This window comes from Labilithrix sp., assembly GCA_019637155.1.
Lineage (GTDB): Bacteria > Myxococcota_A > Polyangia > Polyangiales > Polyangiaceae > Labilithrix.
In genome coordinates this window covers 22,919-48,359 of the sequence record JAHBWE010000011.1, presented here as the reverse complement: position 1 = coordinate 48,359, position 25,441 = coordinate 22,919, and the positions used below count along the sequence as shown (strand labels likewise).

Annotated in this window: 26 protein-coding genes; 12 read left to right on the top strand and 14 right to left on the bottom strand. The window is 71.8% G+C overall.

Annotated elements, in window-relative coordinates:
* Positions 1-21 precede the first annotated feature (21 nt).
* The 5 genes from KF837_23485 (at position 22) to KF837_23465 (ending at position 3,435) form a co-directional block, all read left to right on the top strand.
* Entirely contained in the window at positions 22-651 is a 630-nt protein-coding gene (locus tag KF837_23485; protein MBX3230305.1) for a MotA/TolQ/ExbB proton channel family protein, read from the top strand.
* Entirely contained in the window at positions 648-1,052 is a 405-nt protein-coding gene (locus tag KF837_23480; protein MBX3230304.1) for a biopolymer transporter ExbD, read from the top strand. The genes KF837_23485 and KF837_23480 overlap by 4 nt, the downstream gene beginning before the upstream one ends.
* Positions 1,049-1,789 carry an energy transducer TonB gene (locus tag KF837_23475; GenBank protein MBX3230303.1) on the top strand — a complete coding sequence of 247 codons (741 nt, stop codon included), beginning with the start codon at positions 1,049-1,051 and terminating at the stop codon, positions 1,787-1,789. Before KF837_23480 ends, KF837_23475 begins: the two co-directional genes overlap by 4 nt.
* An 81-nt stretch (positions 1,790-1,870) precedes the next feature.
* On the top strand, positions 1,871-2,470 hold the full coding sequence (locus tag KF837_23470; GenBank protein MBX3230302.1) for an RNA polymerase sigma factor: 600 nt from the start codon (positions 1,871-1,873) through the stop codon (positions 2,468-2,470).
* Positions 2,467-3,435: a hypothetical protein gene (locus KF837_23465; protein MBX3230301.1), complete on the top strand. Its 969-nt coding sequence runs from the start codon at positions 2,467-2,469 to the stop codon at positions 3,433-3,435. Before KF837_23470 ends, KF837_23465 begins: the two co-directional genes overlap by 4 nt.
* A 2-nt stretch (positions 3,436-3,437) precedes the next feature.
* Here the strand turns inward: KF837_23465 and KF837_23460 are convergent, their stop codons facing one another.
* The 8 genes from KF837_23460 to KF837_23425 form a co-directional block, all read right to left on the bottom strand.
* Positions 3,438-4,637, bottom strand: a complete 1,200-nt coding sequence (locus KF837_23460) for a S8 family serine peptidase (protein ID MBX3230300.1) — start codon at positions 4,635-4,637, stop codon at positions 3,438-3,440.
* Positions 4,634-5,284: a hypothetical protein gene (locus KF837_23455; GenBank protein MBX3230299.1), complete on the bottom strand. Its 651-nt coding sequence runs from the start codon at positions 5,282-5,284 to the stop codon at positions 4,634-4,636. The genes KF837_23460 and KF837_23455 overlap by 4 nt, the downstream gene beginning before the upstream one ends.
* Positions 5,281-7,398 carry a GAF domain-containing protein gene (locus KF837_23450; protein ID MBX3230298.1) on the bottom strand — a complete coding sequence of 706 codons (2,118 nt, stop codon included), beginning with the start codon at positions 7,396-7,398 and terminating at the stop codon, positions 5,281-5,283. The genes KF837_23455 and KF837_23450 overlap by 4 nt, the downstream gene beginning before the upstream one ends.
* A 114-nt stretch (positions 7,399-7,512) precedes the next feature.
* Complete coding sequence (locus KF837_23445; GenBank protein MBX3230297.1) at positions 7,513-7,863, bottom strand: hypothetical protein; 351 nt, start codon at positions 7,861-7,863, stop codon at positions 7,513-7,515.
* Positions 7,860-11,519: a sigma 54-interacting transcriptional regulator gene (locus tag KF837_23440; GenBank protein ID MBX3230296.1), complete on the bottom strand. Its 3,660-nt coding sequence runs from the start codon at positions 11,517-11,519 to the stop codon at positions 7,860-7,862. The genes KF837_23445 and KF837_23440 overlap by 4 nt, the downstream gene beginning before the upstream one ends.
* Before the next feature lie 301 nt (positions 11,520-11,820).
* Positions 11,821-12,708 (bottom strand): DUF2520 domain-containing protein, encoded by an 888-nt coding sequence (locus tag KF837_23435; protein ID MBX3230295.1) that lies wholly within the window; start codon positions 12,706-12,708, stop codon positions 11,821-11,823.
* Positions 12,699-13,268, bottom strand: coding sequence for a nicotinate (nicotinamide) nucleotide adenylyltransferase (gene nadD / locus KF837_23430; GenBank protein ID MBX3230294.1), 570 nt, complete (start codon positions 13,266-13,268; stop codon positions 12,699-12,701). The genes KF837_23435 and nadD overlap by 10 nt, the downstream gene beginning before the upstream one ends.
* Positions 13,265-13,876, bottom strand: coding sequence for a hypothetical protein (locus KF837_23425; protein ID MBX3230293.1), 612 nt, complete (start codon positions 13,874-13,876; stop codon positions 13,265-13,267). The genes nadD and KF837_23425 overlap by 4 nt, the downstream gene beginning before the upstream one ends.
* A 50-nt stretch (positions 13,877-13,926) precedes the next feature.
* On the opposite strand from KF837_23425, the gene KF837_23420 reads away from it, so the two are divergent.
* On the top strand, positions 13,927-15,210 hold the full coding sequence (locus tag KF837_23420) for a (2Fe-2S)-binding protein (protein ID MBX3230292.1): 1,284 nt from the start codon (positions 13,927-13,929) through the stop codon (positions 15,208-15,210).
* On the opposite strand, the gene KF837_23415 is transcribed toward KF837_23420, so the two are convergent.
* The 3 genes from KF837_23415 to KF837_23405 all read right to left on the bottom strand — a co-directional run bounded on the left by KF837_23415 (position 15,188) and on the right by KF837_23405 (position 18,021).
* Complete coding sequence (locus tag KF837_23415) at positions 15,188-15,964, bottom strand: LamG domain-containing protein (GenBank protein MBX3230291.1); 777 nt, start codon at positions 15,962-15,964, stop codon at positions 15,188-15,190. The two genes, KF837_23420 and KF837_23415, sit on opposite strands and share 23 nt — an antisense overlap.
* Positions 15,965-16,330: 366 nt before the next feature.
* Positions 16,331-17,068, bottom strand: coding sequence for a heme exporter protein CcmB (locus KF837_23410; GenBank protein ID MBX3230290.1), 738 nt, complete (start codon positions 17,066-17,068; stop codon positions 16,331-16,333).
* A gap of 59 nt (positions 17,069-17,127) precedes the next feature.
* Positions 17,128-18,021 (bottom strand): Spy/CpxP family protein refolding chaperone, encoded by an 894-nt coding sequence (locus KF837_23405; protein ID MBX3230289.1) that lies wholly within the window; start codon positions 18,019-18,021, stop codon positions 17,128-17,130.
* A 156-nt stretch (positions 18,022-18,177) separates the two neighbouring features.
* Between KF837_23405 and KF837_23400 the strand changes: the two genes are divergently transcribed.
* The 3 genes from KF837_23400 (at position 18,178) to KF837_23390 (ending at position 21,382) form a co-directional block, all read left to right on the top strand.
* Complete coding sequence (locus tag KF837_23400) at positions 18,178-20,055, top strand: FAD-binding oxidoreductase (GenBank protein MBX3230288.1); 1,878 nt, start codon at positions 18,178-18,180, stop codon at positions 20,053-20,055.
* Complete coding sequence (locus KF837_23395; GenBank protein MBX3230287.1) at positions 20,052-20,879, top strand: hypothetical protein; 828 nt, start codon at positions 20,052-20,054, stop codon at positions 20,877-20,879. Before KF837_23400 ends, KF837_23395 begins: the two co-directional genes overlap by 4 nt.
* 119 nt (positions 20,880-20,998) lie before the next feature.
* Positions 20,999-21,382, top strand: coding sequence for a hypothetical protein (locus KF837_23390; GenBank protein MBX3230286.1), 384 nt, complete (start codon positions 20,999-21,001; stop codon positions 21,380-21,382).
* A 4-nt stretch (positions 21,383-21,386) separates the two neighbouring features.
* On the opposite strand, the gene KF837_23385 is transcribed toward KF837_23390, so the two are convergent.
* On the bottom strand, positions 21,387-21,551 hold the full coding sequence (locus KF837_23385; GenBank protein ID MBX3230285.1) for a hypothetical protein: 165 nt from the start codon (positions 21,549-21,551) through the stop codon (positions 21,387-21,389).
* A 30-nt stretch (positions 21,552-21,581) separates the two neighbouring features.
* On the opposite strand from KF837_23385, the gene KF837_23380 reads away from it, so the two are divergent.
* Positions 21,582-22,652: a glycosyltransferase gene (locus tag KF837_23380; protein ID MBX3230284.1), complete on the top strand. Its 1,071-nt coding sequence runs from the start codon at positions 21,582-21,584 to the stop codon at positions 22,650-22,652.
* A gap of 1 nt (position 22,653) precedes the next feature.
* On the opposite strand, the gene KF837_23375 is transcribed toward KF837_23380, so the two are convergent.
* Together KF837_23375 and KF837_23370 are read right to left on the bottom strand one after the other, a co-directional pair.
* Positions 22,654-23,166, bottom strand: a complete 513-nt coding sequence (locus tag KF837_23375; GenBank protein ID MBX3230283.1) for a DUF2505 family protein — start codon at positions 23,164-23,166, stop codon at positions 22,654-22,656.
* 7 nt (positions 23,167-23,173) lie between these two features.
* Positions 23,174-23,623, bottom strand: a complete 450-nt coding sequence (locus KF837_23370; GenBank protein ID MBX3230282.1) for a hypothetical protein — start codon at positions 23,621-23,623, stop codon at positions 23,174-23,176.
* Positions 23,624-23,731: 108 nt separating this feature from the next.
* Between KF837_23370 and KF837_23365 the strand changes: the two genes are divergently transcribed.
* Both KF837_23365 and KF837_23360 read left to right on the top strand, forming a co-directional pair.
* Complete coding sequence (locus KF837_23365; GenBank protein ID MBX3230281.1) at positions 23,732-24,415, top strand: DUF47 family protein; 684 nt, start codon at positions 23,732-23,734, stop codon at positions 24,413-24,415.
* Entirely contained in the window at positions 24,412-25,422 is a 1,011-nt protein-coding gene (locus KF837_23360; GenBank protein MBX3230280.1) for an inorganic phosphate transporter, read from the top strand. Before KF837_23365 ends, KF837_23360 begins: the two co-directional genes overlap by 4 nt.
* Positions 25,423-25,441 lie beyond the last annotated feature (19 nt).

Here is a 25,441-nt window from a genome sequence, read left to right as displayed (position 1 = left end):
AGGTTCGAAAGGAGAGAGTCGATGTCGATCGAGAACAAGGTGCGCGCGCTCGCCGGTGCGGGCGCGGGCTGGATCATGTGGGTGCTGCTCGCGCTCTCGGTGATGGTCGTCGCGATCGCGATCGAGCGCGCGATCGTGCTCCTGTCGCGCAACGACGACGTGAGGGCGCTGCGGAAGGACCTCGCGAGCGCGCTCGGGCGGGGTGACCTCGACGCGGCGCGCGGGCTCGTCCACGCGTCGCGGTCGATCGAGGCGCGCGTCCTCGCGGCCGGTCTCGGCGCGCTCGGCCGCGGGCGCAGCGCGGTGGGCGAGCGGCTCGCGAGCGAGGCGCAGCTGATGCGCCTCTCGCTCGAGCGGCGGCTCGCGATCCTCGGCACGGTCGGCTCGAACGCGCCGTTCGTCGGCTTGCTCGGGACCGTGATCGGCATCATCCGCGCCTTCCACGCGCTCGACGCGAGCGGCGGTCAGGTGTCGACCGCGCTGATGGCCGAGATCGGCGAGGCGCTCGCCGCGACCGCGATGGGCCTCTTCGTCGCGCTCCCCGCGGTCGCGCTCTTCAACGCGTTCCAGCGGACGATCGCGACACGCATCGCGCGCGCGGAGGCGCTCGGCCGCGAGCTCATGTCGTTCGTGAAGGAAGGTGAAGGATGAAGTCCGGCGGCGGAGGCGCTTCTGGGGCCGACGGGCTCCTCACCGAGATCAACGTGACGCCGCTCGTCGACGTCGTGCTCGTGCTCCTCATCCTGATGATGGTCACCGCGACGACGCTCGCGTCGAAGACGATCCCGGTCGACCTGCCGAAGGCCTCGACCGGCTCGAGCGCGAAGGACGCGAAGGAGCCGTTCACCCTCGCGATCGACGCCGACGGCGCGATGTTCGTGAAGGAGGAGCGCGTCGACGACGCCGCGGTGCGCGCGCGGGCGCGTGGGGCGGAGGGCGCGGTGCTCGCCGCGGACGGGCGCGCACGCCACGAGACGGTGGTGCACGCGCTCGAGCTCCTGCGCGCGGAGCGGGTGGCGAAGATCGCGATCGTCGTCCGAGACGCGCGATGATCGCGAGCGACTGGGAGCGCGCGCCGATCTTCCCGGCGATCGTCGGCTTGAGCATCGTGGGTCACGTCACGCTCGTGACGTACATGCCCGACGCCGCCTCGACGCCGGCGATCGCGACGGTGGCGTCGAGCGAGATCGTGCTCGAGGCGCCGCCGCCTCCTCCGCCGCCACCTCCTCCGCCGCCGCCTCCTCCTCCGCCTCTCCCGTCCGCGCCCGAGCCCGCGCCCGAGGCGCCGAAGCCGGTGGTCGCGAAGGCGGCAGCGCCGAAGCCGACGGTGCTCGAGGAGTCGACGAGCGCGAGCGACGTGGCGATCGACGCGGAGGTCGGGACGACGGCGACGATGCCCGCGGCTCCGGAGCCTGTCGCGGTGGCCGCGCCTGCTCCGGCGCCTCCTCCTCCTCCTCCGGTGCCGGTAGCGCCGGCGGGTCCGGTCATCGTGCCGTCGAAGTCGCTCGGGAAGCTCCCGCGTGCGCCGGCGCTCGACGCGGAGCTCGAGCGGAACTACCCCGTCGACGCGAAGCGCGCGGGGGTCGCCGGCACCGCGACGTTGCGCGTGCAGGTGCTCGCCGATGGGCGTCTCGGCCGCGTCGATCGTCTCGCGGAGAGCTACGTGGGGTTCGGCCCCGCGTGCGAGCGGACCGTGCGCTCCGCGCGCTGGGACCCGCCGCTCGACCGCGACGGCCGGGCGGTGGCGACGGAGATCAAGTACGTCTGCAAGTTCGAGGTACGTCGCTAACCCATGGAGAACACACATGGTTCTCGATTCGACGAGGAGCGCTGAACGAACGGGCGTGTTTCGGTTACTCACCCATGCCGTATGGAAGGCGTGGCCGAGCGCGTGGAGCAGGAGGAGATCGCGGACGTCGACGACGCCCAGCCTTCCCTCGTCGCCCGCGTTCGGGCCGGCGAGGCGAGCGCCCTCACGACGGTGTACCGCCAGCATCACGTCGCGGTGCGAGCGTTCGCGCGGCGGCTCGTCGGCGACATCGAGTCGGCGGAGGATCTCGTGCAGGACGTGTTCGTCGCGCTCCCGAGCGCGATCGGTCGCTTCCGCGGCGACGCCTCGCTCCGCACGTTCCTCGTCTCGATCGCGGTCAACCGCGCGAAGAACCACGTGCGCTCCGCGATGCGCCGTCGCGCAGCGCTCGCGCGCCTCGGCCGCGAGCCGGAGCCGTCGTCGCCGGACTTGCAGCGCGACGCGGAGCGCCGCGAGCTCGCGGGCCGGCTGATGCTGGCGCTCGACGAGCTCCCGCTCGATCAGCGCGTCGCGATCGTCCTCGCGGAGATCGAGGAGCGGACGAGCGGCGAGATCGCGCTCATCGTCGGCGCGCCGGAGGCGACGGTGCGCACGCGCGTCTTCCACGCGAAGCGAAAGCTCCGCGAGATCCTCGGCGGAGAGAAGGGAGGCGCGGAATGAGCGACGACGTCGATCTCGCGAGCGCCTTCCGCGCGGTGAAGGAGCAATACGGTGGCCAGAGCCCGGACGCCGACCTCACGCTCCAGCGCGCGCTCTTCGCGTCGCGCGTGAAGGTCCGCCGCCGCAAGCTCACGCAGTGGGTGCTCGTCCCCATCGCCGCCGCGCTCATCGCGTCCACCGCCTGGGCCGGCGTCACGGGCCGCCTCGCCCCGATGGTGGCGTCCCTCACCGACGCGCTCCACGCCTCGAGCTCTCCGCCACCTACCCCCGCGCCTCGAGCACCGACGCCCCCACGCACGACGACCGATCACGACGGCCAGCCCGAGGCGCTCGATCCAGCCTCGCCGCCAACACTCGACCCCGACGGCACGAGCACGAACGGCGACACGAGCAGCACGACGACCGCACACGCAAACGGCAGCCCCGCGACCGACGCGAGCGCGAACGGCGCCACCTCCGCACCAAACGGCGCAAACGCGAGCACGAACAGCACAACCGCGAACGACCTCGAACGCGAAGCACACGCGGTCGGCGCAAACGTCAACCCGACCGCCGCGCCGAACAGCGGCACCGCAAACGGCGCGGCGCCGAACAGCGCGAGCGGCACCTCCGCGCCGTCGAGCGGCGCGAGCGCGAACGGCAGCGGCACCTCCGCGCCGTCGAGCGGCGCGAGCGCGGCGCCGTCGGCGCACGAGGCCAAGCTGTTCGCCGAAGCGAACCGCATCCACTTCGTCGAGCGCGACGCGCAGCGCGCCCTCGCCGCGTGGGACCGCTACCTCGCCGCCGCCCCCAACGGCGCGCTCGCGCCGGAGGCTCGCTACAACCGCGCGCTCGCGCTCGTCCGCCTCGGCCGCGTCGTAGAAGCGAAGACCGAGCTCGAACACTTCGCCGCCGGCACCTACCGCCGCGCCGAGGCACGCGCCCTCCTCGACGCCATCGCCCGCGACGCCGGCGCGACGCCGTAACGTCAGCGTCGGGGCAGCGCGCGGGGGGTCGTCTTGTCGTCGAAGAGGAGGCCCGGGGGGAAGAGGGACAGGGGCAGCATCTTGTTCTTGGCGAGAGCGCGGACGCGCGCCACCGTCGCGGCGGGCGGGTCGCGGGGCAGCGTTGCGATGAGGCGGGTGACGAGGGGGGCCGCGAGGCTCGTGCCGTAGGTGAGGCGTAGGATGCCGTTGGCGTCGGGGACGAGGATGCGTGAGCCGGGGGCGTACACGTCGACGCACGGGCCATGGTTCGTGAAGAAGCTCAGCGTCAGGTCGTCGACGTCGTAGCTGCCGACCACGATCGTCTTCGAGCCCGCGCCGAAACCGCCCGTTCGGTCCTCGTGGCAGTAGTCGACGTCCGCGAGCGACGTGACGTACGCGCCGTCGTTGCCGGCCGCCTTCACCACCGTGACCGCGATCCCCGCGAACGCTCCCTGCGCGTCGAGCGCCGCCTCGCGTTCGCGAACGACCCGGCCCTCCGCCTCGAAGTACTCGCGCCACCGCAGGTTGGGACACGCGACCTCGAGCTCGGGGCGTGAGCTCCCGAAGCTCTCGTTCGAGACGTCGATGCGCTCGCGGCGCATCAGCTCGACGTACTCCCGCTCCTCCGGCGAGAGCGGCGCACCGACGCGCTCCGCCCGCGCCACCGGATCGGTGGCCTTGCGGATCTCCTCGTCGATCTCCGACGCGCTCGGACACTCGATCGCCTCCGTCTCGCGGCGGAGCGGCACCTGGAGGAAGAGCAGGTCGACGCCCGCGAGGCCGTACATCGCGGCGCTCGCGACGGCGGTGCCGTGATCGCCCTCCGGCCCCACCCCGAAGATCGGATACTCCATCGTCGCGACGAGACCGTCCGGCGCACGCTTCTGCGCGAGCGCCGCGTTCCACGCCGCCGGATCCGGCGGCGTGCGACGCGTCGTCTTGCGTCGCCGCAGCTTCACCCCGGGGACCACCGCGCAGCTCTCGCCCGCGTCGTCGCACTCGAAGCGGTAACAACCCGCGATCGACGGCGCGAGCTCCGGCAGCGTGGGATCGAGCTGCGTGTCGACGATCAACATGCGCGGCCGCCCCGACGGCGGACGCGACGGACACTCGTACGTCACCTCCTCCTCGACCAGGGGCGACAGGCCCGTCGACTCGCAGCCGAGCAGCGAGAGCGCAAGAGCGAGCGCGAGACGCTTCATTCGATCACCCACCGCGCGCCGAGCGCGAGGCGCGCGTGGACGCCCTGATCGCCGATGCCGCGCGGCGCGCCGTCGGGATCGCTCGTCGTGCGCACGAACGCGTAGGTCCCGATCGACGCCTGCGTGAAGACGCCGAGCCGGTGCCGCTCGCTCACGCGGAAGTCCACCCCCACGCCCGGACGCAGGTGGTCGAAGCCGATGAGCATGACCTCCGGCGCGTCGGTCACCGCTCCGGCCGCGACGATCTCGACGCCGACGCCCTCGCGCGCCCAGAGCTCCCAGCCGCGCCGGATCACGAGCGGGACCTCGACGTCGAGCGAGAGCGTGCCGCCGAGGAGCAGGCACGTCGCGTCGTAGACGAAGCAGACCCGACGCATCGCGGGCCCGGCCTGACCGATCTCGAGCCCCGCGTCGATCGCGAGGCGCGCGCGCGGCGCGAGGTGAAGGCGCGCGCCGATCGTCGTGTGCGACGCGTTCCCGAGCAGCTCGCGCACGCCGTCGCCGGTCGCGCCGGTCGCGCGTCCCACCGGCACCGAGAGCGCGCTCCCCACCACGACCGCGCCCGGCTTCTCCGCCCGCGCGACACCACACGCGAAGCTGCACGCGACCACGACCGCGACCACGCGCCCCGCGACCGCGTGCTTCATTCGCCTGCTGCTCTCGCCGGGACCGACGAGAGCGAGCCCGGGGGCGGCGTCGCGAGGACGTCGTTCGACGCGGGCAACGTGATCGTGAACTTCGTGCCGGAACCTTGCTGGCTCTGCACCTGGATGCTGCCGCCGGCGTTCTGGACGATCGACTGACTGATCGCGAGGCCGAGGCCGGTCCCCTTCTCCTTCGTCGTGAAGAACGGCACGAAGAGGTTCTTGATGACCTTCGCGCTGATGCCGGGCCCCGTGTCCGCGACCGCGATGTCGACGACCTCGACCTGCTCCTCGAGCATCAAGCGACCGCTCGCCGTCGTCGGCGGAGCGTGCACCCACGACGCGACGCGCGACGCCTTGCGCGTGCTCGTCGTGATCGTGACCTTCCCCTTCCCGTTCATCGCCTGCCCCGCGTTCTGCACGAGGTTGATGAGGACCTGCCGCAGCTTCTCCGGGTCGATGCTCGCGCGCGGGAGCGTGTCCGCGAGGTCGAGGCGGATGTCGACGTCGTCGGTCTTCTGGCTCGAGAGGATCTGCACGCTGCGTCGCACCGCGGCGTTGATGTCGAGCGGGACCGGGTTGCCCGCGTGCGGGCGCGCGTAGTCGAGGAAGCTCCCGACGACGCGGTTCAGGCGGTCGGTCTCCTCGAGGATGATGCCGAGGAACTCCGCCGTCGTCGGGTCCTGGTCCTTCGCGCCCTGCGCCACCTCCTCGAGCAGCTGCGCCGCGCCCTTGATCGCGCCGAGCGGGTTCTTGACCTCGTGCGCGAGGCCCGCCGCCATCGAGCCGAGCGCGGCGAGGCGGTCGCGCTCCTTCATCCGGTCGTAGATGCGGCTGTTCGCGATCGCGACGCCCATCTGCGCCGCGATCGTCTCGAGGAGCGCGATCTCCTCCGGCGTGAAGGCGTCCTTCACCCGGTCGTCCGCGACGCAGAGCAGCCCCACCAGCTCCTCGCCGTCGCCGCGGATCGCGAGGATGACGGAGCTCTTCAGCGGCCCGAGCGCGTCGACCGCGGTGAGCACCGGCGCGAGCAGCTCGCGCGCGTGCGGCGCGGCGTCGGCCTCGCGCGCGAGCTCCTCGAGCGACATCGAGAGCTGCAGGCGATCGGTGAGCGGACGCATCGCGAGCGACTCGAGCCGCGTCGCCGGCGCGGGGCCGATCGAGCCGACGAGGTCGAAGCCGTTGCCGTCCGGATCGCGGAGGTAGACCGCGCACGTCGTCACGCGCCGCGACTGCTCGAGGCCGGAGATGACGACCTCGACCATCTCCGCGCTCTCGAGCGTGTGCGCGAGGCGGCGGCGCAGCTCGCCGACGCTCGACTCGAGGTCGTAGCGCTCGCGGAAGAAGAACTTGTTCACGCGCGTCTCGAACTCGTGCTCGAGCGGCTCGAAGAGCACGAGGAACACGATCGCGGCGAGGACGGCGTTCAGGTACATCGCGCCGAAGCGGCCGATGTACGTGATGAACACGTAGAAGATGCCGGCGAGCGCGAACGCGAGCGCGGTCGAGACGAGGAGCCGCCCCGAGAGCTCGTAGAGGTCGGCGAGGCGCGGCCGCGTGAGCGACTCCGCGAGCACGAACAAGAAGACGACCGCGAGCACGGCGCCGATCGGGGGCAGGTTCACGCCGAGGAACGCGACGAAGTCGGCGAGCGTGAACGTCATCGCGAGCGCGCCGACGGAGGCGAGGAAGCGGATCCGATCGCGCACCGCGCGCGAGGGGCTCTTCTCGCCGCGGCGCCACAGCGAGACGAGCGCGACCGCGAGGACGCCGACGACGTAGAAATAGAGGCTCCCGAGCGCGAGCGCCTTCAGCGCCGCCCCGGCGCGCTCGAACGGCGAGAGCGCGACCGCGAGCATCGGGATGCCGAGCGCGGCGGAGATGCGCGGCAGCCGCGCGCCGATCCCCGACGTGTGCTCGAGCGGCGTGATGGAGTGGAACAGGTGCACCGCGAACTGCGGGAGGAGCACGGTCAGGATCGTGGTCGCGCGATCGAACAGCGAGCGCGCGGGGTCCTCGAGCAACCCCGCGAGCGACTGGCTCACGTACCAGAACGCGACGCAGGTCGAGAACGCCGCGAACAGCCAGTGCGCGCTCCGCCGCCCGCGCAAGAGCATCGACAGCGCGATCGCGAACGCGATCACGCCGCAGAAGAGCGTGGTCCTGGCGCGGAGGTCCTCCACCACAGCCGGTAGTCTACCGAGGACCCGCCGGCCGGGCCCAACGCTGCGTCAGTTCCCCGAGCTGCCCTTCGTGCTCGTGCCGGTGCCGGCGCCGCCGCCCGACGACGTGGACTTCCACGGGTCGGGGAGCGGGCCTGCCTTGGTCCACGGATCCGGGAGCGGGCCGCAGGACGCGCAGCCGCCGCCGATCTCGGCGCTGTGCGTGAGCGCGCCCGAGGTGCCCGTGATGGCGGCTTGCTCTTGCGCCGCCATCGCCGCCGCGCGCTCGGCCTCCGTCAGCTCGGTCGCCTGCTCGGCTGCCTCCTCTTCGGATTGAGCGTCGTCTTCACTGCATGCCGTCGCGGTGAGCGCGAGCGCGAGCGACGAAACGGCGAGGAGCTTGGTGCTGATGCGCTTCATGAATTTCCCTCGGAGGAAGCAGCTGCGAGACCGTACTGCTTCACGAGCTGAGAAAGGCGTGGACGCTTCATCCCCAGAAGCGCCGCTGCACGGGTGATGTTTCCCTTGGTCTCCGCCAGCGCGCGCGCGATGCAATCGCGCTCGATCTGACGCTTGATGTCCGAAAGCGAGACGGCGCCCTGGCGCACCTGCGCGTAGGCGACCGCGGTCGCGTTGGCTTCGTCCTCCGGGAGGAGGCCGTCGCCCTCTTCTTCTTCGCTGTCGTTCACCGCGACGCGCTCCGAGAACGGAGCGGCGACGCTCGAAGGCGGCGGAGCCATCCCGATCGCGCGGAGCGACACCGGCGCCTGCGACGCCGGACCCGAGGAGCCCCACGGCCCCGCCTGCGCGACGGAGCGGAGGTCTTCGACGTTCTCGATGAGGTCGGTCGCGGTGATCACGTCGCCGTCGGCGAAGAGCGACACCGCGCGGAGCACGTTCTCGAGCTCGCGGATGTTGCCCGGCCAACGATGCCGCGCGAGCAAGTCGACCGCGTCGCTCGAGAGTGACTTCTTCGCGTCGCCGCGCTCGTCGGCGATGCGGGCGAGGAGGTGGTCCGCGATCTTGGGGAGGTCGGCGATGCGGGCGCGCAGCGCGGGCACCTCGAGCGTGATGCCGCGGAGGCGGTAGTAGAGGTCCTCGCGGAACTCGCCGCGCTCGACCATCGCGCGGAGGTCGCGGTGCGTCGCGCAGACGACGCGCACGTTCGCGCGGATCGGCGCCGTGCCGCCGACGCGCTCGAAGGTCTTCTCCTGGAGGACGCGGAGGAGCGCGACCTGCGTGCGCGGAGAGATGTCGCCGATCTCGTCGAGGAAGAGCGTGCCGCCCTCCGCCATCTCGAAGCGGCCGCGACGGCGCGCGGAGGCGCCGGTGAACGCGCCCTTCTCGTGGCCGAAGAGCTCGGAGAGGAGGAGCGTCTCCACCAGCGCCGCGCAGTTGACGCTGACGAGCGGGCCCGTCGCGCGGTCCGAAGCGCGATGGAGCGCCTCCGCGACGAGCTCCTTGCCGGTGCCGCTCTCGCCGCGGATGAGCACGGTGCTGTTCGACTTCGCGACCTTCTTGATCGCGATCGTGAGCGCCTTCATCTGCGCGTCGTCGCCGACGAGCTCGCGCTTCTCGGCGGCGGACTCGAGCCGCGACGGCGTGCCGGGGCCCCACGTCTTCGTGGGGACGGAACGTTCCGTGCGGGGCGCCTCGTCGAAGGAGGGCTCGAGCTCGGAGGAGGTGGCGTTCACGAGCGCGGTCTGGAGGCGCGCGAGCGCGACCATCTCCGGCTTCGCGAGGTACGCCGCGCGGATGTCGGCGGGGAGGCCGTTCGCGACCTGATCGCGCACCGCGATCGCGCGCGACGCGTGCGCCTGCGCGGCGGAGAGATCGCCCGCGTCGCGATGGAGCATCGCGAGGAGGGTGTGGATCTCGGTGAGGAGGTCCTCGTCGCCCGAGACGCGCGCGGCCTGGAGCGCCTGGCTCGCGCTGTCGATCGCGGGCTGGCCGAGCGCGCGGCGGTGGTACGCGCGGACGATCGCGGTCTCGGTCCTCGCGCGGCCGCTCTTCGCGATCGTCTCCGCGTGCGAGAGCGCCTGCGCCGCGCGGGCGAGGTCGCCGTCTTCGAGCGCGACGCGCGCCGACACGGTGTACGCGGCCTCGAGGCAGTCGTGATCGCCCGACGCCTGCGCGTCGACGAGGGCGCCTTCGATCTCGCGCCGCGCGAGCTCGGTGTTGCGCTTCGCGAGCGCGACCTGCGCGCCGACCCACTTGAAGAGCGCGGCGCAGCGCGGAGGCGCGTGGCCCGAGAGGAGCTTCTTGCCGAACGAGATCGCGTGGTCGGCGTGATCGACGAGGCCGAGGCGGAGGCGGAGATCGGCGAGGTTCGCGATCGTGAGCGCGGTCGCGAGGCGGCCGCGGAGCGCCTGCGGGAAGCGGACGGTGTGCTCCCAGTACTGGAGCGCCGCGCCGTAGTCGTGCTGGCGGTAAGCGACGAGGCCGAGGTTCGAGAGCGCGTACGCGCGCGCGCGCTCTTCGTGGAGGCGCGTGCCGTCGGCGAGCACGCGCTCGAGGATCGCGCGCGCTTCGTCGAGGCGACCCTTCGAGAGGAGGGCGATGCCGCGGTTCAAGCGCGCGCGGAGCTCGGCGGTGGTCTCGCCGCTCGCCGACGCGGTGAGCGCGTCCTCCGCGAAGTGCTCGTCCGCGAGCTCCCACGAGCCGCGCGCGAGGAGGATCTTGCCGAGCGTGCCGCGCGCGCCGAGGCGCGTGGCCGCCGTCTTCGCGAGATCGACCGCGCGATCCGCGTGCGACGCCGCAAGCTCGAGCTCGCCGCCGAGGTACGCGAGCTCGGCGCGCTCGCCCGCGACGCGAGCGAGGAGCTCTCCGTCGCTCTCCGCGTTCGTCTCCGCCTTCGTGAGGCAGACGCGCGCGGCGACGAGATCGCCGAGCTGCATGAGCGCGCGGGCCATGAGGAGCGAGATGTGCGGATCGTTCGGCGCGATCGTCGCCGCGCTCTCGCACCAGCGCTGCGCGTCCGCCGCCTCGCCGAGGACGAGCGCGCGGTTCGCGGCCTTGAGGCGGAGGTCGAGTCCGGCCGCGCCGTCGATCTTGCCGACCGCGTCGAACCAGCGCGCCGACACCTCGCCGTTCACCTGCGGATCCGCGCCGTGACGGAGCGCGCGGCCGATCGCGGCGTTCGCCTCGGCGTAGGCGCCGGCGGCGAGGTAGAGATCGGCGGCGTGCGCGCGCGCCCACGGATCGGCGGCGGAGCCGGCCGCTTCTTCTTCGAGGCAGGCCGCGACCGCGAGGCGCGACGCGTTCGTCGCGTCGTTCGCGAGCGCGCCGAGCTCGCACCACGGCGAGGCCGAGACGAGGCCGCCGGCGATCGTCACGAAGTCGGCGGCGACGAGCTCGTCGATCGCGGCGCGCGCGTCGCCCAAGACGCGGTCGGAAGACCGACCGCCATCGTCCTCCGCGAGGCGCACGAGCGACTCGACCGGGAGGGAACGGCCCGCGAGCGCGATGCTGGCGAGGACGCGGAGCGCGATCGCGCCGAGGTCGTCGAAGCTCTTGTTCGGCTCGGCCGGCGCGTGGCGCGCGCGAGACCACCACGCCTCGAGCGAGCGCAGGTCGTTCGAGCCGACCGCCTGCTGCGCTTCTTCCGCGACGGCGGAGAGCCAGCGGAGCTTGTCGCTCACCGCGAGCTCCGCGCCGACCTCGAAGGCGGCGCCGTCCCAACACGGGAGGTCTTCGCTCGACGTGATGAACACGACCGGGACGCGCGCGACCTTCGCGAGGAGCGCGGCGACGGAGCGATCCCAGGTGCCGTCGGCCGGGAGCGGCGCGACGATCGCGGCGCGCATCGTCAGCGCGGCGTTGGCGAGCGTCTCAGCGCAGAGCGCGGGGTCACACGGCAGCGTGCTCACGCCGAGGTGGAGCGCGACGTCACGGAAGAGCGGCGCTCCCGCGCGGACCGCGGCGCCGATCGGGAGCCACCCGCTCGCGCGGAGGCGACGCGAGGCGTGCGCGGCGATCGGGCCGTGCGCATCGGCCGGCGCGCGCACGAAGATCACGCCGGGCTGCGCACCGACGAGACGCTCGTCGAGCTCGACGAACGCCCGCACCGGAGCCACGGCCGAAGCCGCGCCGAGCGCAGAGAGAGGAGGGAGAGGAGCTGCGAGTGCCAAAGCCGATGAAACCTACTCGAGAAACGCCGACCTTCAAGGCAGCCCCCGGATCCAGCCGAGCGCCTCGAAACCAGTATTATGGTCTCGAAATAACTCAGGGATTCGGGTTTCTACCGAGAACGGTACGGCAGGGCTCTCGCGTGGGACGCTCGTGCTATGCAAGTCACGAGCCTGCCCAAAGCCTACCCAACCATCGGAAATCGCTACTATTGTGCCTGTCCGTCAGCCTGCGCACGGGCGCGCGGCGTCAGGATCGCGATCGGCGACGATGTAGGTCTCTTTCGGGTCGCAACCCAGATTTCGGGACATGTCGTCGCATTCCAGCGCGGAGGACGTCGCCGACCGCGTCGATCTGCTCCTTCGTCGCGTCGCCGATGCGCGCCGCGATCGGGAGCTGCGCGAGGCCGCTCGCGAGGTAGATCGGCAGCGCGTCGGGCAGCTTCTCGGAGAGCACGCCGACCTGCTTCTCGATCCCCGCCGCGTCGCCGCGACGGACCGGACCGGTGAGCGCGTCGGGGAAGCCGAGCGACTCCACGTTCTCCGCAACGCTGCGGAGGAGCGGGCCGAGCATCTTCGGCGCGTCCGCGCGCGGGACGCCGCTCACCGCGAGGAGCTCGAGGCCGATCGCGGCGAGCGCGGCGGCGCCGTTCGCGACGAGCCCCGCCGCCGCGTGGTAGCCGACCGTGTCGAGCTTCGCGAACGTGCGCGGCGTCATCCCGAGCTTCTTCGCGAGCGCGCGCGCGCGCTTCTCCGCGACCGCGTCACCCTTCACGTGGCAATGGCCGCGCGCCAGCGTGGGGAACTTCGTCGTCGAGGCGAACGAGATCATCGGGTGCATCTGCGCGACGCCGGCGCACGAGGCGCGGAGCGGCGCGAGGATCTCGGCGTCGAGCGAGCCCGCGTTGTGGACGACGACCGCGCTCCGCGCGACGACGCCCGACGCGGCGAGGTCCGCCGCGAAGGTGTGGAGCTGCCGCTCGCGCAGCGCGAGGACGACGATCGACGCGTCGATCGGCCGCGACGGAACGCCCTGCCGCGCCGCGCGGAGCGTCACCGGCGTGCCCGACTTCTTGAGCGCCGCCGCGAGCGCGCGCCCGACCTTCCCGGCTCCGAGGATGAAGACCTTCAAAGTGATCTCCGACTTTCGACGTAGAGCTTACGTTCGCGTGCGTACTCGATGACCGCCTTCGGCACGAGCGGCTCGATCGGCGCGACGTCGCCGTCGGCGAGCCGCGCGCGGACCTCGGTGCTCGAGATCGCCGGCAGCACCGGCGGCGGCGCGCCCTCGAAGCTCACGCCGGCGCGCCCGAGCACGATCGGCGGGGCGAGCTCCTTGATCCGATCGAAGCCGTACCACTTGGCCGACTCGAGCACGATGTCCGCGCCCATCACGAAGCGGAGGTCGACGCCGGGATGCCTCGCGACGAGGTGCTCGATCGTGCGGAGCGTCCTGCTCTCGCCGCCGAGCTCCTCCTCCACGCGCGAGACCTCCACCCGCGGGAGCCAGCCCATCGCGAGCTCGCACATGCGAACGCGGTCTTCGTACGGCGCGAGCGACTTCGCGAAGGGGTGCTGGAACGTCGGCACGACGAGGATCTTGTCGACCTCGTAGCGCGCGTGCACGACCGCGAGCGCGAGCACGTGCGCGAGGTGCGGCGGGTTGAAGCTCCCGCCGAAGACGGCGTACGTCGTCATGCGTCCTTCACCCGCATCTTCGCGCGCACGGTCGCGAGCACCTCGCGCTGCGCGGGTTTGCCGCTCGCGTCGAAGATCGTGACGACGACGTCATCCTTCTCGTCGTCGAGCACGGCGAGCCCTCCGTTCGTCGCGCCGACCGGCCCCGGCGTGACGAACCAGCGCGCCCCGATCTTCTTCACGAGCGGCGCGTCCGACTTGCCGTAGACGAGGATGTTCGCGGCGTGGATGTCGTCCTCGTCGAGCTGCGCCTTGTCGTAGATCAGGACCGCGACGCGATCCGACACCATCTCGATCGTGCGCGTGAGCTTCTCCGGCAGCGCCTCGAGCGACTTGAGCCGGAGGCGCGCGCGCTCCGTCGCGACGAAGCGATCGATCTGCGCGGGGTGCCCCGCGAGCGCGACGTCGGCCGCGCGCCGCCACGCGCCCTCGTCGGTCGGGTCTTCGCCGACGAGCTTCCGCGCCCAGGCCGCGACCGCGCGATCGAGCGCGCCGTCGTTGCCGAGGTAGATCGCGCGATGCACACGGGCGCCGTTGAGCAGGAACTCGGCCGCACGGCCGAGCGCGCCCACGTCTCCACCGGCTGGACCCAAAAGACCGAGCCGCATCGCGAGGACAGTGTCCCGACCCCGCGATCGAAAGTAAAGTGCCGGCTTCGATGCCGCGGACGCGATCGCTCGTTCACCCCGTGACGATCACGCTCGACGGCGAGAAGGTGCAGGCCGAGGCCGGCGAGCCGGTCGCCGCCGCGCTCGTCGCCGCGGGGAAAACGACGATCGCGCGGAGCCCCAAGTTCCATCGCCCGCGCGGGCCCTCCTGCATGCGCGGCGCGTGCGACGGCTGCCTCGCGCGAGTCGACGAGACCCCCAACGTGATGACGTGCCTCGTCCCCGCCCGCGACGGGATGACGATCGTCACCCAGAACCGCCTCGGCCCCCGCGACGTGGACCTCCTCCGGATGACGGACTGGTTCTTCCCCGACGGGATGAACCACCACGAGCTCTTCGCCGGCATCCCCGGCATCCAGACGATCATGCAGGGGTTCGCGCGCCGCGTCGCCGGCCTCGGGAAGCTCCCCGCCGCGGCGGAGGCGCCGCGCACGTCGGCGCGCCGGAGCGCGGACTGCGTGGTCGTCGGCGCGGGGCCGGCCGGCATGGCGGCCGCGGTGGAGCTCGCGAAGGCGGGGCGCGCGGTGGAGGTGCTCGACGACAAGCTCGCGCCCGGGGGCGGGATCACCGCGCTCGGCCCGAAGGACGCCGCGCGCTTCGACGCGATCAAGAGGCCGTTCGACGCGGCGGTCGCGGAGGAGAAGATCCGCCTCCGCCTCCAGACCACCGCGGGCGCGGTCTACGGCAAGGACCTCCTCGTCGCGAGCGAGGCCGACGGCGCGGAGGTCCTCGAAGCGCGCGCGGTGGTGCTCGCGTGCGGCGCGCACGACGGCGTGCTCGCGTTCGAGGGCAACGACCTCCCGGGCGTGATGAGCGCGCGCGCGGCCGGCTGGCTCCTCTCGCACGGCGTCGTCCCCGGCGCGCGCATCGCCGTCGTCGTCGCGAAGGGCGGCGGTCCCTTCGGCGAGGCGTACGCGCGCGCGGTCGGGAAGGCGGCGGCGGTGCAGGTCGTTCGCGGCGAGCCGATCGCGATCCGCGGGACGAGCAAGGTGAAGGGCGTCCGCGTCCGCAGCGCCTCCGGCGACGGCGAAGTCGACGCCGACGCGGTGTTGATCGACGCCGCGCGCTCGCCCGCGTTCGAGCTCTGCGAGCAGGCCGGCGCGACGGTGGCGCACGAGCCGCGCGGCTTCGTCGTGCGCGCGGGCGACGACGGCCGCATCGCGGACGGCTACTGGGTCGCGGGCGAGGTCTCCGGCACCGCGTTCGATCCGAAGGCGATCGAGGCGGAGGCTCGGCGCGTCGCCGCGTCGATCACGGCTTCGCCGCCTCGCTGATCTGCGCCGGCGTCCGCGCGACGGTGAAGACGCGGAGCGAGTCGATGAGTCCGAGGAACGGCTCGCCGTCGGGCGAGTTCCCGCCGATCGCGGCGCCGAGCGTGGGGGCGGAGCCGATCGCGCCGGGGCCGGATCCGATCTCGGTGCCGTTCAGGTAGACGCGCAGCGTCCCGTTGTCGACGACGCACGCGACGTGCGCCCAGACCTCGGGCGCGACGACGGTGTTGCCGGTGACCGCGCCGCCGCCGGACTTGCACAGCACGTTCGCGGCGGCGTCGATCGTGAGCGAGAAGCGCCCGTCGACGTCGAGGACGACGGAGTCGGCGCCGGTGTTCTGCCGCCTGATCCACGCCTCGATCGTCGCGTTCGTAGAGAGCTCGAAGACCGGGTTCGGATCGAAGCGAAGCGCGCTCGTCGCGGTGAAGGACGCGGCCTGGTTCTCCTTCCCGGGAGCGAACGTGATGTTCGTCGAGGTGGTGGGCTTGATCGCGTTCGGCGAGACGTCGTCCGTCGTCCCTTCGAACGTGAAGCAGAACGCGAGGTCGCCGGTGAGGCACGCCTTCGAGGGCTCCGGCTGCGCGGGCCCGGTGTCGGCGGCGTCCGGCGCGCCCGCGTCGAAGAGAGGTGTGGTCTGGTCGTCGTCGTCGTCCGCCGCGATGGGCGGATTGCGACGGATGCCGGAGTCGTTCGTCGGCTCCGCGCGGCAGGCCGCAAACGCGAGCGCGACGAGACCAAGAGCGAGCCAGCGACGCACGGCTCGAGCGTAGCACGCCTCAGCGGTAGATCGGCCCCTGCGGGCTGGACGCGTCGAGGACGCGGACCTTTCCACGCGACATGGAGGCGTCGACGGCGTCGAGCGAGGTCGCGTACCACTCGGTAAAGCCACAAGACGCGCATGTCCACGCCTCGAAGCCCCCACGCGTCTCGCGATCCTCGTCAGACAACTCGAACGAGAACGCCGGGAGTCGAAAGACCCGGTTACGCGATCGGTGGTCCGGCAAGTGGAAGTCGGGCTGGACGAGGAACTTGCGAGCGGCGCACTTCGGGCAAGTGTGAGTGTGTTTCATGGCGCTCACATATCCCGCACACATCGTCCGTCCAAGCGACGGTTTCATGGAGCTCAGTCTTCGACGAGAGACCCGAACAGCGCGACGCCGACGCAGGTGCCGACGAAGACGAAGAGCGCCATCAGCGCGACGAAGCCGCGGTAGTCCTCGAAGGACTGGGTCTCGAACGCGTTGCGCGTGCCCGCGACGCCGCAGACGAGCGCGGGCGAGAGGAGCGGGAAGAGGACGATCGCGAGGACGAGGTCGCGCGCGCGCGTGCGGACCGTCATGACGCCGAAGAGCGTGCCGACGAGGGAGAGCGCGGCGGCGCCGAGGACGAGGAGCGCCGCGAACGCCGCGACGTGCGTCGACGTCGGATCCAGGACCGCGTTCGGGTCGCGCATCGCGTCGTCGGGCGGCGAGAAGTCGATCGCGAAGAGGAACATCGTCAACGCGACGAGCGGCAGCGCGAGGACGAGGATCGTCCCGAAGGTCGCGAGCGACTTGCCGAGGAAGATCGACGCGCGCGGGATCGGCGACACGAGCAACGCGGTGAGCGCCGACTCGTCGCGCTCACGCTGCCAGATGCGGCTGAAGGAGAGGACCGCGGCGAAGAAGATCGCGATCCAGATCGTCCCCGCCGCGGTGGCGCGATTGAGCTTCGGCATCACGAAGTAGGCGAGGCTCGCGAGCACTCCGACCATGATCGCGAACACCCCCGCCGTCGCGACGACCTCGCGCGTCCGCATCTCGATCCGGACGTCCTTCTTGCAGACCTCCCACGCCGCGCCGACCACACCGAGCCGCTTCATCCGCGCGCGACGTTAGAGCAAACACCGCACGCGCGCACGCACCGACGCCCGAGGGCGAGTCAGTGAACGATGAGCGCGGCGTTGCCTTCGGTGGCGAGGGTGCGGAGCTTGTCGGCGGCGAGCTTGCGCTGCTCGGGCGTGAGGATCGGGAGGATCTTCTCCGCCGTCTTCAGCATGTGGTCGCCGAAGGCGCCGGGCGGCGGGCCCGGCGGCGCGCCCGGGAGCTCGAGCTTGTCCTCGCGGAACGCCTCGATCGGGTTGCCGCGCGGACCGTGCTTGCCGCCGCCGTGCTTGCCGCCGCCGTGCGGGCCGCGGCGCGGGCCGCCGCGGTGGTGCTCGCGCGCCTCCTTCATGCCCTCCTTGAAGGACTCCTTCAGCGCGTCCTTGATCTTCGTCTTCTGCTCGTCGGTGAGGTTCAAGTCCGACGCGAGCTTGTGGAGCGGGCCGAAGCCGCGCTCTCCGCCGCCGCGGACGTGGAGCTCGCCGCGCTTGCCCTTCACCTGGCGCTCGAGCGCGTCGGCGAAGTCGTTGCGCTGCTGCTTGTCGAGGATGTCGTGGAGCTTCACGAGCGCGGCGCGGTCCTCCGTCCGTGCCTTCGCGCCGTCGCTCGTCACTTTGTCGATCTTCGGCTGGAGCGCGCCGCGATCGATCGCGCCGCTCTCGACCTGATCCGCGAACGCGACCAGCAGCTCCTTCTTGCCCTCGGCCATCGGCTGATGCCGCGCCTCCGCGTCCGCGGCGAGCTTCTCGATCTCCGCGCGCTGCTCGGGGCGCAGCGCGACCTCGCCGAGCGCGTCGCCGACGAGCTTCACCGCGCCGTGCGTGTTCTGGGCGACCGGCGCCTTCGTGGCGGCGCTCGCCTGCGTCTGCGGCGTTTCCACGGTGCCGCCGCAGGCGACGGCGAAGCTCGAGACGGCGATGACGGAAGCGAGGGCGAGAGAATGCAGCTTCATGGTGGAAACTATGACGTGACGAGACGCCCCTTTGCTCCACCCCGCCGGGTAAAGATGCGTAAACCGCGCCAACATGGCGAAATCGCATCAGAACCCGGAGTCACCGAGGAGGACCTCGGTGAGGCCCCGACGGATTGGCCGTAGGCTCGGCGTGGCATGCCGTTCGATCCGCGCGAGGCGTTCATCGGGGAGGCGGTCCGCCTCGACTCACCGCTCGGCGCGCTCGATCTCGGGATCGTCGACGCCGACGCGCCGGGGATCGCGGAGGGCGTGTCGCGCCTGCTCATGCGATCGATCCAGGACGCGCGCGCGGAGAGGGGCGGCCACCTCCCGAGCTGGCTCGTGCGCGACATCGAGCGAAACTACATCTCGCCGGAGAAGGTCCGCACGCTCTGGGCGAAGACGGGGCATCGCTTCGCGCTCGTCCTCGATCGCGCGATCGTCGGTACGATCCACGTCGCGAAGAGCGACCGCGTCATCCTCACCGTCGATCGCCACGTCATCAACGTCGACGAGTCCGAGCACCCCGGCTTCAAGCCGCCGCGCCATCACCACGTCGTGAACGTCAGCGTCCGCCACGAGCTCCGCCGCGCGCGCCTCGGCCGGCGGATGGTCGAGGCGATCGTCTCGCGCTTCCGCCACCTCTTCGCCGGAGAAGGCCTCTGGGTCCGCGCCGATCCGCCGTGGCATCCAGGCCTCGCCGGCCTCGGCTTCGTGCACGATCCGAAGCTGGACGTCTTCCTGCCGCCGAGCGCCGAGCGCACCGCCGACCTCCCGCACGACGTCTTCAACCGCCGCTACGCGTGCGACTGCGCGCCCAAGCGCCCCGAGCTCGCGACGCACAAGCTGCAATACGTCTCGATGACGCGACCCTTCGCGCGCGCCGCGAGCGCGACGACGACCCCGCGAGACGTGCCCGCGCTCGAGGCGCCGGCGGCGGAAGACGGCCGCGACTACGGCGGGGTCTTCCGTCTCATGCCCCGCGCGGTGGCGCGGCCGTCGTCGATCGACGAGCTCGCGGCGATCCTCGCGTGGGCCACGCGCGAGGAGCGGCGCGTCACCGTCCGCGGCCGGGGCATGAGCCACGCCGGTCAGTCGCTCGGCGACGACGTCGTCGTCTCGACCGAGGACCTCACCCGCATCGAGCCGCAGGACTCCGGCGTGAGCGTGGAAGGCGGCTGCACGTGGCGCGCGCTGGCCGACGTGAGCGCGCGGCTTCCGGTCGTAGTACCGACGATCGCCGACGCGTCGATCGGCGGGACGCTCTCGAGCCTCGGGATCGGGATCGGATCGCCGCAGGCAGGCCTGGCGATCGATCACGTGACGTCGCTCCTCGTCGTGACCGGCGACGGCCGCAAGGTCTGGTGCGATCGCGACCAGGCCGGTTGGCTCTTCGACGCGGCCCTCGGAGGCTACGGGCAGTTCGGCGTGATCGCGCGCGCGGTGCTCCGGCAGACGCCGCGCGCGGTGACCTTCGAGCCGGGCCGCCCCACGCCGCACGACGACCTCGCGAGCGTGCTCGCCGCGTTCGACGCGCGACCCGTGGCGGCGTCGGCGCGCGTGACGGCGACCGGCTTCGTCCTCCGCCGGAGCGGCGACGGCGACGTCGCGCTGCCGGCCCACGTCCGCGCGCTCCCGCGCGAGACGAACGGCGGCCTCGTCGTCCAGGTCATCGTGCCGCGCGCCGCGCTCGTCCCGCTCGTCGCGCACGTCCGCGCGAGCGTGGACCTCGACGACGACTCGGTCTTCATCCATCCCTTCCTCGAGCACGCCGATCGACCGGGCCTCTTCATCCCGCGCGTCGCGCCGGGCGAGCTCGTCTTCGCGCTCACCCTCACGCACGGAGCGTCGAAGCACCTGCGCGATGCGCTCGTCGCGGAGGCCCGTCGCCTCGGCGGCGCGCCGACGCTCCAGGGCGGCGCGCCCGATCTCCGCGCGCACCTCGGCGCCGACTACGAGAAGGCGCTCGTCGCGAAGCGGCTCGCCGATCCCGCGAACGTCCTCACGTCTCCGTACGTAAGCTGGGGAGCATGAGCTTCGACCTCGTGGTGTTCCGCGCGACGAAGGCGATCGACGACGCGGCCGCGCCTCCCCCGCTCGAGGCCTCGGAGCGCCCCGCCGCGTTCTACGCCGCGCTCACGGAGCAGTTCCCCGAGCTCGACGACGACGAGGACGAGAGCCCGTTCGCCGCCGCGATCGAGCACACCGACCGGCACGTCGTCATGAACGTGTCGTTCTCGCGCGCCGGCGAGGTCGCGCACGCCGTCGCCGTCCTCGCGAAGAAGCACGACCTCGACGTCTACGATCCGCAGGCGAAGACGCTGCGCCGCGCGAAGGACCCGCTCCCGAAGGCGCCACCGAAGAAGCCGAAGCCCAAGGATGCCGTCGCGCTCTTCACCGAGGAGCTCGCGCCGAAGCTCGCCGCCCACGGCTTCGCGCCGGTGGGACCGAACCGCTGGGGGCGCATGTCGAAGGGCGGCGTCCACCAGGAGGTCGGGCTCAACCTCGCCACGCGCGCCGTTCGCGTCGACGTCGGCTTCGCGCACACCGACGCGCTCGCCGCCGTCAGGCGCGCGCTCGGTGAGCCGAAGCTCCCGGTCCCGATGATGGGCCTCGAGTACCTCCACTTCCGCGGCTGGATCCCGGGCGAGCCGTGGTCGGAGGCTACGAGCACCGGCGCCGCGTTCGCGGACGAGACCGAGCGCTACGCGCTTCCGTTCTTCGACTCCGTCGCCACGCTGGAGACCGCCGCGTACTTCTTCTCCGCGACGAAGCCGCCGAGCGAGGCGCGCAAGAGCTCCTCGTCACCGCCACCCTCGCGCTCGCGAGCCCAGAGAAGAAGGAGGACGCGTTCATGACCGCGGAGCGCTACGCGAGCGACTGGGATCGACGTCGCGTCTTCGGAGGCGGCCCGGCGCTCGACGCCGCGCTGAAGAAGCTCGCGACCGAGGTGTGAAGGCCGTAGGCTGGCGAGCGCATGATCCGCCGCTCCTCGTTCTTCGTCTTCTTCGCCGTCGTCGCGGCGTGCGCCGGCTCCGACGCCGAGGACGCGGGCGACGGAAGCGTGCAGTGTACACCCGAGCTCGGGACGTCGCCGAGCGGCTGCCCGGAGTCGAGCGCGGCGGAGGCGGCGTTCGCGAACGTCAAGTCCACCTGCGGCGTCGTCGACGCGGAGCTCGACGCCACGGACCCCGCCAGCCCGACCCTCACCGACGCGGGCAAGGCGAAGATCTGCACGACCTGCGACTGCCGCAAGGCGGTGTACGCGTACCGGACGCAATACGCCAACTGCACCAGCGAAGACCAGGCCAACGCCGCCCTCGCGAAGAACCTCTACGAGGTCGCGTCGACCTGTCCGTGACCCGTCACTTCGGGCACGGCGGCGGGTCGGGACACGAGCCGGCCGCGGGACGCGGGAACGTCTGCCAGCAGCGCGACACGCCGACGAACGTGTTCGTCGCGAGGAAGTCGACCGCCTCGCCCGTCCATCCGCGGACGAAGCTCGGAGTCGAGGACCGCAGCCAGCTCACGAGCGCGCTCGCCCGACGCGCCGGGATGGAATGATCGCGGCGTGCATCGTCGCGCGCGACGCGGCCGCGCTCTTGCCCGAGTGCATCGCGAGCGTGCGAGAGAGCGCAGGCGAGGTGTTGCTCGTCGACGACGGCTCGACCGACGACACCGTCGCGGTGGCGCGGAGCGAGGGCGCGCGCATCGTCGCGAGCGACGCGAAGAGCCACGAGCTCGCACGGAACGCGTACCTCGAGGCCGCGACGGCGGAGTGGATCCTCGTCATCGACGCCGACGAGCGCCTCACGACCGACGTGCGGCCGCTCGTGGAGCGCGCCGGCAGCGAAGTGGGAGGCTTCGCGCTCGAGCGCTACGACTGGATCGGCGGCGGCCGCTGGGCGTCGACGCGCCTCGTGCGCCTCTTCCGCCGCGCGCCCGACGTCCGCTACTTCGCGAGCACCGCCCACGCCGCGGTCGCGCCCGCGATCGCGCGCGCCGGCGGCCGCGTCGCGCTCGCCGCGCACGGCGCCCTCCACCACCTCGACGCGCTGCTCGATCGCGACCACGCCGCGAAGCGCGCGGACATGCGCCGCCGCCTCGAGGCGCAGCGGGGGCTCCCGGGCGCGCCGCCGATCCTCCGCTGCTTCTACGCGCTGGAGCTCTTCGCGCTCGAAGACGACCGCGCCGCCGACGCCGAGCTCGCCGCCGCGCTCGCGAGCGATCCGCGCATCGAGCCGATCGCGAGCCTCTTCCGCGCGCAGCACCACCGCGCCCGCGCCCGCTTCGACGAGGCCGAGCGGCTCGCGCGCCGCGCGCTCGGTCTCGCGAGCGACGTGTTCCGCGGCCGCGACTCCGCGTGGGCCGTGCTCGCCGACGTCGAGGACCGGCAGGGCCGCGTCGAGGACGCGATCGCGACGACGCGCGCGGCGATCGCGGAGTCCCCCGCCGTCGCGAGCCATCATTTGAACCTGTTCGCGCTCACCGGCGACGAGCGCGCGCGCGACGAGGCGCTGCGGCTGAACCCGTGGATCGACTCGCCGCGCGTCCTCGCCCCCGGCGCGCGGCCGAGCATCTTCGTGCAGCAGGACGCGCTGCTGGAGCGCTACCGCCCCCGTCCGGCGTGAATCAGAGCCCGTGCTCTTTGATGTACGCGTTCGTGGCGGCGGTGCTGTCGTCGTACGACTTCTTGAGGTCGCCCATGATCCGCTCTTCGATCATGCCGCCGATGAGCATGACCTTCACCTCGACGCGGATCGTGCACATGCGGCGGATCTTCTTGTCGCCGATCTTCTCGGCCCACAGCTCGCCGCTCACCTTCGTCTTGTCCGGCAGCATGCTCGGCTGGACCTTGAACGAGTAGCGCTTCGCCTTCTTGTCGAAGGTGCCCTCCTCGACGTAGGAGAGCTTGCCGTCGCCCATCGCCTTCTTGAGCGGGCCCGGGAGATCCCCCGTCGCGGGATCGACCTTCACGCGACGCGTGACCTTCGCGTCGTCTTCCTTCTGCTCGAGGAGCGTCCAGGCCGGGAACTTGAGCGCTCCCTCGTAGAGCTTCTTGTTGAAGTCTTCGCTGAGGACGATCTTCGACCAGAACGTGTCCTCGTCCGTGTCGATCTCGTGACGGAGGGTGATCTCGGGCATGGCGGTCCTACTTCTTCTTCTTCTTCTTCGCCGCCGCGGCCTTCTTCTTCGCCGGAGCCGCGGCCGCCGCCTTCTTCGGCGCCGCGACCGGCTTCGCCACCTTCTTCTTCGGGGGCGCCGCCGCCGCCTTCGCGCGCTTCGAGGCCGACTGGTACATGTCCCAGAGACGCGGGACCGGGAACTTGCCGAGGCGCGCCTTGAAGCCCTCGTCCTTCGTGCGCTTCTCGACCTCGGCGATCGCCTCGATGAGCTTCGCGCGGGTGCCGAACTTCTCCTTCACCGTCGTGAACGTGGCGTGGAGGCGGAGGAGCTTCGCGTTCGAGACGTGGGCGAGGCCCTTGTTCTCGTTGAGGCGGCCGACCCAGAGGTCGTCGCTCTTGGTGAAGGTCTCGAGCTCGGCGACGAGCTTCGCCTTGTCGCCGAACTTGTCCTTCAGCGTAGCGAGGGGGGACTTCATGACGGTTCTCCTTGAAAGGTGCACGAGATCACTCGTGCGGCTGAATGGATGCCGCAGATAGCGTGTTCACGTGACCGTCGCAAGGCGGCTGATAGCCTCGGCACGCACATGTTCGGCTCCGCCACCAAGGACGCGGTGTACTTCGACGCCTTCTGCGAGCTGGCCCAGAAGAGCGAGGAGGCCGCCGAGATCCTCGTGAAGATGTTCGCGCGGATGGATCCCGCCCACGCGCCGGAGCGGTCGCCGTACTCGCAGGACGAGCGGGCCAAGGTCGACGACGAGACGCGGGCGCTCTCGAAGAAGGTGAAGGAGCTCGAGACGCAGGGCGACACGATCGAGCGCGCGACGATCCGGCGCCTCCGCGAGAACTGGATCACGCCGCTCGATCGCAACGACATCCACTCCCTCATCGTCGAGCTCGACAACGTCCTCGACTACATCGAGGCGGTCGCGGACCGCATCGTGCTCTTCGACGTCCGGGTCGCGCCGCGCGAGGCGAAGGAGCTCGCGGACGTGCTCGTCCAGACCTGCAAGAAGGTCAGCGCCGCGCTCGGCTTCCTCAAGAACCCGAAGAAGGCGCAGGAGATGCTCAGCCTCTGCGAGGACGTCTTCCGCCTCGAGAGTGAGGCGGACAAGGTCTACCGCCGCGCGCTCGCGACGCTCTTCGCGGAGGGGAGCGAGCCGCTCATGGTCATGAAGTGGCGCGAGATCTTCGACAGCCTCGAGAGCGCGGTCGATCGCTGCCAGGACGTCGCCACCCTCATCCAGGGGATCGCCCTCGAGTACGCATGATCGCCGGCCTCGTCGTCATCATCGCGCTCGCGCTCACGTTCGACTTCATCAACGGGTTCCACGACGCGGCGAACAGCATCGCGACCGTGGTCTCGACCCGCGTCCTCACGCCGGGCCAGGCGGTGGTGTGGGCCGCGTTCTTCAACTTCATCGCGTTCCTCGTCTTCAGCACGCACATCGCGGGCAACATCGCGCGCGGCGTCGATCCCGCCGTCGTGTCGATCGGGCTCGTCGGCGCGGGCCTCGTCGGCGCCGTGATCTGGGGCCTCCTCACCTGGTGGTGGGGGTTGCCGACGTCGTCGTCGCACGCGCTCCTCGGCGGCCTCGCCGGCGCCGCGATCATGAAGGGCGGCTTCGGCGTCCTCGACTACACCTTCTTCGCGAAGACCCTCGTCTTCATCGTCATCGCGCCGGTCCTCGGGCTCCTCCTCGGCCTCGGGTACATGCGGCTCGTGATGCTGCTGTTCGGGCGCAAGTCGCCGGGCTCGGTCGATCGCCTCTTCCGCCGCGCGCAGCTCGTCTCCGCCGCGCTCTACTCGCTCGGCCACGGCGGCAACGACGCGCAGAAGACGATGGGCATCATCGTCGCCGCGCTCATCGCGTCGGGTCACCTCGGCGCGGCGCCGACGGGCGCGGAGCAGCACGTGCCGTTCTGGGTCGTCCTCGTCTGCCACGCGGCGATGGGCGCGGGCACGCTCTCGGGCGGCTGGCGCATCGTGAAGACGATGGGCATGGGCATCACGAAGCTCGCGCCGGTCGGCGGCTTCTCGGCGGAGACGGCCGGCGCGAGCACGCTCTTCATGGCGACGGTGCTCGGCATCCCGGTCTCGACCACCCACACGATCACGGGCGCGATCGTCGGCGTCGGCACGGTGCAGCGGTTCTCCGCGATCCGCTGGCGCGTCGCGGGGCGCATCGTCTGGGCGTGGATCTTCACCGTGCCCGCGGCGGCGGCGGTCTCCGCGCTCGCGCTCCTCGTCCTCCGCGCGATCGGCGTCCCGGTGTAAGCTCGGCGCCGCCGGCCCG